6 protein-coding genes are annotated in these 5388 nt (G+C 76.1%); 2 read left to right on the forward strand and 4 right to left on the reverse strand.

Annotated elements, in window-relative coordinates; all coding sequences use genetic code 11:
- Positions 1-218: 218 nt before the first annotated feature.
- Both ABZW03_RS36605 and ABZW03_RS36610 read right to left on the reverse strand, forming a co-directional pair.
- The gene (locus tag ABZW03_RS36605; protein WP_355268536.1) at positions 219-785 is read right to left on the reverse strand and encodes an AAA family ATPase; all 567 of its coding nucleotides are present in this window, start codon (positions 783-785) and stop codon (positions 219-221) included.
- Positions 786-1070: 285 nt separating this feature from the next.
- The gene (locus ABZW03_RS36610) at positions 1071-1997 is read right to left on the reverse strand and encodes an LLM class F420-dependent oxidoreductase (RefSeq protein WP_355268521.1); all 927 of its coding nucleotides are present in this window, start codon (positions 1995-1997) and stop codon (positions 1071-1073) included.
- Between the two features lie 175 nt (positions 1998-2172).
- Between ABZW03_RS36610 and ABZW03_RS36615 the strand changes: the two genes are divergently transcribed.
- Positions 2173-2523 carry a DUF6401 family natural product biosynthesis protein gene (locus tag ABZW03_RS36615; RefSeq protein WP_355268524.1) on the forward strand — a complete coding sequence of 117 codons (351 nt, stop codon included), beginning with the start codon at positions 2173-2175 and terminating at the stop codon, positions 2521-2523.
- A gap of 46 nt (positions 2524-2569) precedes the next feature.
- On the opposite strand, the gene ABZW03_RS36620 is transcribed toward ABZW03_RS36615, so the two are convergent.
- On the reverse strand, positions 2570-3376 hold the full coding sequence (locus tag ABZW03_RS36620; protein WP_355268527.1) for a hypothetical protein: 807 nt from the start codon (positions 3374-3376) through the stop codon (positions 2570-2572).
- Between the two features lie 217 nt (positions 3377-3593).
- On the opposite strand from ABZW03_RS36620, the gene ABZW03_RS36625 reads away from it, so the two are divergent.
- A complete protein-coding gene (locus tag ABZW03_RS36625; RefSeq protein ID WP_355268530.1) occupies positions 3594-4358 on the forward strand; it encodes an alpha/beta hydrolase in 765 nt (254 codons plus the stop codon).
- Between the two features lie 34 nt (positions 4359-4392).
- On the opposite strand, the gene ABZW03_RS36630 is transcribed toward ABZW03_RS36625, so the two are convergent.
- The coding region (locus tag ABZW03_RS36630) for an FtsX-like permease family protein (protein ID WP_355268533.1) at positions 4393-5388 on the reverse strand (996 nt) is incomplete at its 5' end.

Raw genomic sequence — 5388 nt, forward strand, 5'->3', positions numbered from 1 at the left:
GGGGCAGCGGCGACGCGCTGCCCGGCCGGTGCGGCGAACTGGCACAGACCGGCCGCGGCGACCAGCGCGGCGGCGCAGGGGAACAGGCGAGGGGCACGCGAGCGCACCCGGGCAGTACGGCGCATCAGCGCTCCTGACAGGGGAGTTGACGGAGTCTCGGCCGCGCTCCGGGCCTGCTCCGGCCGGACCCGCCGGCGCCCGGCGCGGACTCGCCGAGACTACGACGCCGTGAAGTCGATCTCCCGCAGGGCGCGCGCGGCGGCCCGGTCGAGTACCACGGCCGACGCACAGCCGGCCGGCAGCCGTCCGGCCTCCAGGATCCGGCGGCGCAGCCGGGCGACCGCGGCCAGGTGCCGGCCGAAGGCGTAGCGCGAGACGCCGCGCCGGCGGCGGCGCTGCCCGTCCAGCGCCTCGGCCGGGTCGGCGTCGAGCAGCAGCAGGTGCACCCGGCGGCGCTGCCGGGCGGCGGCGCGGACCAGCCAGGCCCGCACCCACGGCTGGGTGCCGCAGTCGTGCACCGCGAGCGGCCCGCCGTCCAGGACGGCCCGGCGCAGCCGCCGGTAGTGGGCGAGCCGGGCCAGCGGGCGGTAGAGCGCGTACGGCAGCCGGCCGGGCAGCCGGGCCGCGTACTCCTCGCGGACCAGCTGGGAGTCGATCAGCGGGGCGCGGACGCAGCGGCGCATCAGGGTGCTCTTGCCGCTGCCGGGCAGGCCGGTGACGACCAGCAGGTCCCCGGCCGGGTAGCGCAGGACGGCCGGCCCGGGCCCGCGCAGCTCGTGCCGCACGGGCGGGTCGTGCGGCACGGGCAGGACGACCCGCTCCCCGGCGGTGCGCGGCGGCGGCACCCTCGGCACCGCCGCCGTCCGCACCGTTCTCGTCCCGCTCACCCGGTCTCCCCCCGCCGTTCCCGTTCCACGGCCCGCCGTCGGACTCGCGGCTGCGAGCCGACGCCAGGCTCTAGGAGCATCGCGCATTCCCAAGAGCGAGTAAAGGGCGGAGGTCGGAGCGGGTACGGACGGCCCCGGCCACCACCCGGGCCGCCGGGCCGACGCGGGCCCGGCGGCCGGGGGTCAGCCGAGCTGCGGGGCGACCCGGGAGGCGATCAGCTCCAGGTGGTCGAGGTCGTCCAGGTCGAGGATCTGGAGGTAGATCCGCTCGCTGCCGACGGCCGCGTACCGGCCGATCTTCTCCACCACCTCGTCCGGCGTCCCGGCCAGCCCGTTCTGCTTCAGCTCGTCCACCTCGCGGCCGATCGCCGCGGCCCGGCGCGCCACCTCGGCGTCGTCCCGGCCGACGCAGGCCACCAGGGCGTTGGAGTGGACCAGCTCGTCGGCGGAGCGGCCGGCCTGCTCGACGGCGGCGCGGACCCGGGCGAACTGGGCGGCGGTGTCCTCCACCGAGGCGAACGGCAGGTTGAACTCGTCGGCGAAGCGGGCGGCCAGCGCCGGGGTGCGCTTGGGGCCGAGGCCGCCGACCAGCACCGGGATGCGCTCCTGGGCGGGCTTGGGCAGCGCGGGCGAGTCGGTCAGCGTGTAGTACTCGCCGGCGAAGTCGAAGGTGTCGCCGAGCGCGGTGTTCCACAGCCCGGTGATGATCGCCAGCTGCTCCTCCAGCCGCCCGAACTTCTCCTTCGGGAAGGGGATGCCGTACGCGGCGTGCTCGGCCTCGTACCAGCCGGCGCCCAGGCCGAACTCGACCCGGCCGCCGCTCATCGCGTCCACCTGGGCGACCTGGATCGCGGTGACGCCCGGCAGCCGGAAGGTGGCGGCGGTCATCAGGGTGCCCAGGCGGATGGTGCTGGTGTCGCGGGCGAGGCCGGCCAGGGTGATCCAGGCGTCGGTGGGCCCGGGCAGGCCGTCGACGTCGCCCATCTTCAGGTAGTGGTCGGACCGGAAGAACGCGCTGAAGGCGCCGAGCTGCTCGGCGGTGCGGGCGACCCTGAGGAGGGTGTCGTAGCTCGCGCCCTGCTGGGGTTCGGTGAAGATGCGGAGATCCATGCCCGCCATTCTGGTACGGAGCACCCGGTGGTCGGCAGAGCGGGTCCGCCCGACCACGGACCGTTCACGCGGCGGGCGTTCGGCGGGCGGCCGGCCCGGGCGGGGTGGCCAAGGTCTCAGCACGGAACCGTCACGGGCGCCCGTTCCCGCCCCGGGACTCGCCTAACGTGGACGGATGTTCGCCACCGACGATTCCTTCCGGCGCTCCCCCGACGAGCCGGCCGGCTGCCCGCTGCCCGGCATCGTGACGGCCTTCACGCCCCGGCTGGCCGAGTTCGCCTTCGAGCCCGGCTTCGTCGCGGCGGTCGACCAGCACGCGGCGATGCTGCGGGAGCTGCTGTACGCGCAGGGGCCGGAGCTCGCGCCCCGGCCCCTGGACCGTGAGGAGTTGTCGGACTACGCGTTGGGCTTCCTGGACGCGCTCGCCGAGATCGGCTGGCGGGAGCCGGTCGGCTACGACTACGCCGTGATCCGGCTCACCGCCATCTGCTGGCTGGTGCGCGAGCAGGGCCTGCTGGAGGTCTGAGACCCCGGCCGGTCACCGGTTCCGGCCGGTCACCGGCGCTGGTCGGTCAGCGGTTCTGGTCGCCCTCGATGCCCGGCGCGGGCGGGGTGCCCGGGCCGGTCTGGGTGGTCGGCCGGACCGGCTGGTTGGACAGCGCGTCCGAGCGGCCGGCCTGGTAGGCGTTGCCGCGCAGCCGGGCGGTCTCCCGCTCGGCGCCGTCCAGCCACCGCTCCCAGCGCTGGCGCATCGGGATGATCAGGCCGCCGCCGACACCGACCACCAGCACGCCGGCGATGGCGGCGAGCGCGGCGATCAGCACCGGCCCGGTGATCGCGGTGGCGATCCCGGCCTGGCCCAGCGCGGCGATCACGCCGAGGCCGACGATGAACGCCCAGGCCAGGGTGGAGACCGTCCGGCCGTACGAGGCGCCGGACAGCGCGTTGCCCACGATGTCGCGCACCGCGTTGGCGATGGCCATCGCGACCACCACGATCACCACGGCGACGATGCCGCGCGGCAGCCAGGCCACGATGCTGTGGATCATCGTGCTGATCGGGTTCGGGCCGAAGACGCCGAACGCCAGCTGCAGGGCCATCAGCAGGACGATGTAGTAGACGACCTTGCAAATGATGCCGGTCATGTCGTACTTGGAGCCGGCCAGGTGCGCGGCCACCCCGGACCGCGCCGCGACCCGTTCGGAGCCGATCCGGCGCAGCACCCGGTCGAGGATCTTGGCGATCGCCTTGGCCACGAACCAGCCGATGACCAGGATCGCCAGGAAGGCGATGAACTGCGGAATGACCTTGGCGATCTTCGACCAGGCCTGGGTGAAACCCGACCCGAAGTCGACGGACAGTGCGAGCTGCTGAGCCATGGAGTCCTCCACTCGGTGACACGGCGCCACGAGCGGGCGCTTCCGGCCCCCCACCCTTCGTGGATAGCAGGCGCCCGCCCCGTCCGCGCGCGCCCGGTGTCCGGGATGGTTCCCTCGGGTGAACCGTCCGGCCGGCCGCACGCGTACAGTGACGCTCCGGGGGCCGGCCACGGGGCGGGACGGACGGAACGGGCGGTATGGACGGGACGGTGCGGCAGTGAGCGGTACGGCGGCGGAGCGCGCGGTGGGCCACCGGGCGCTGCACTGGCAGGTCCGGCCGGACGCGGCGAAGGCCGCCGTTCTGGTGCTGCACGGCGGCGAGGAGCACAACTTCGCCCGGCCCGGGCTGCTGAACCTCCCGCTGCTGCGGATGCACGGCTTCCTGCGCGGGCTCACCAGGGCGACCGCGGACGCCGGGGTGGCCGTCGGGACCGTCCGCTACCGCCACCGCGGCTGGAACGGCGAACGGGCCGACGCCGCGCGGGACGCGACCGCCGCGCTCGACGAACTGGCCGAGCTGCTGGGGCCGGTGCCGACGGTGCTGGTCGGCCACTCGATGGGCGGGCGCGCCGCGCTGCGGGCCGGCGGGCACCCGTCGGTCACCGGCCTGGTCGCGCTGGCACCGTGGTGCCCGGCCGAGGACCCGTGCGAACAGCTCGCCGGACGGGACGTGCTGATGCTGCACGGCGACCGCGACACCGTCACGCCGCCCGCCGACACCCACGCCTTCGCCGCCCGCAGCCGCGCCGCGGGGGCCCGGGTCTGCGGCTACACCGTCACCGGCAGCGGCCACGCCATGCTCCAGCGCATCCCCGACTGGCACCGCGCCACCACCCGCCTCACCACCGCCCTGCTGGGCCTCCAGCCCTTCCCCGCCGAGACCGCCTCGGCCCTCGCCCTCCCGGCCGCCTCCCGCGAGGCCCTCACCCTCGCCCTCCCGCGCCAGCCCCGCCGGGCCCCGGCCCTCCCGGCCGACGTCTGACCGGGCCCGCCGACCCGCACCGTTCCTCCCCGCCTCACCCCCGCCGCAGTGCGCGCCAGGTCACCACCGCGCTGGTCGTGCCCGCCAGCAGCAGGCAGGCGCCGGTCACGGCGGCCAGGGCGGCCGGGTCCAGCTGGAGGGTGACCGGGGCCCCGGTGCTCTGGGAGAGGCCGGAGGCGAGCCCGGCCAGCGGTGGCAGGGTGGCCAGCAGGCCCAGCAGGGTGGCGACGGCGGTCACCAGCGCCGCCTCGGCCGCGGCGAGCAGGACCAGTTGGCGGACGGTGCCGCCGGTCGAGCGCAGCACGGCGAGGTCGCGGCGGCGGCCGTGGGCGGACAGCGCGGTGCTGTTGGCGGTGGCGATCGCGCTGTAGCCGACGGCGACGGCGATCAGCATCGCCGCGAGGCTGTCGGTCAGCCGGGCGTCGGTGTCGTAGTCGTCCAGGGCGTAGCGGACGGCGTCGTGGACGGCCGTGCCGGGGACCACCGCGACCGGCCCGCTGTCCGCCGGGACGAAGAGGTCGTCGCCCAGGGCGGCCGGGTCGTGGCTGCGGACCAGGCTGCGGGCGAGCACGAAGTCGCCGCGGGCCGGGTCGTCCGGCAGGATCGCGGCGATGCGCAGCGGGACGGTGGCCCCGTCGGCGAAGCGGACCGGGTACTGCTGCCCGGCCGTCACGCCCAGCCACGTCGCCGTGGACGCGCCCAGCACCGCCTCGCCGGGCCGGTCCCACGCCGGGTCGCGGGAGCCGAGGGCGTCGATCACCGCGGTCGTCCCGTCGGCGCGGTGGACGAAGGCGCGGGTCGGCAGGGCGGCCTTGCCGACCGGGTGGGCGGCGACCGCCTCGTCGGTGAGGCCCGGGGTGCCGTCGTTGGTGACGATCGCCTGGCCGGTGAGCCGCAGGGCCTGGCCGGCCGGGTAGGCCGCCCGCATCGTCTCCACCGCGCCGCTGAGCAGCACCGCGAAGCCGACCGCCGCGATCACCGAGGACGGCCTGGTCGTCCTCTCCTCCGAGGTCGGCGTGCTCGACATCGA

Origin of the sequence: Kitasatospora sp. NPDC004799 (assembly GCF_040609095.1) — a bacterium.
Lineage (GTDB): Bacteria > Actinomycetota > Actinomycetes > Streptomycetales > Streptomycetaceae > Kitasatospora.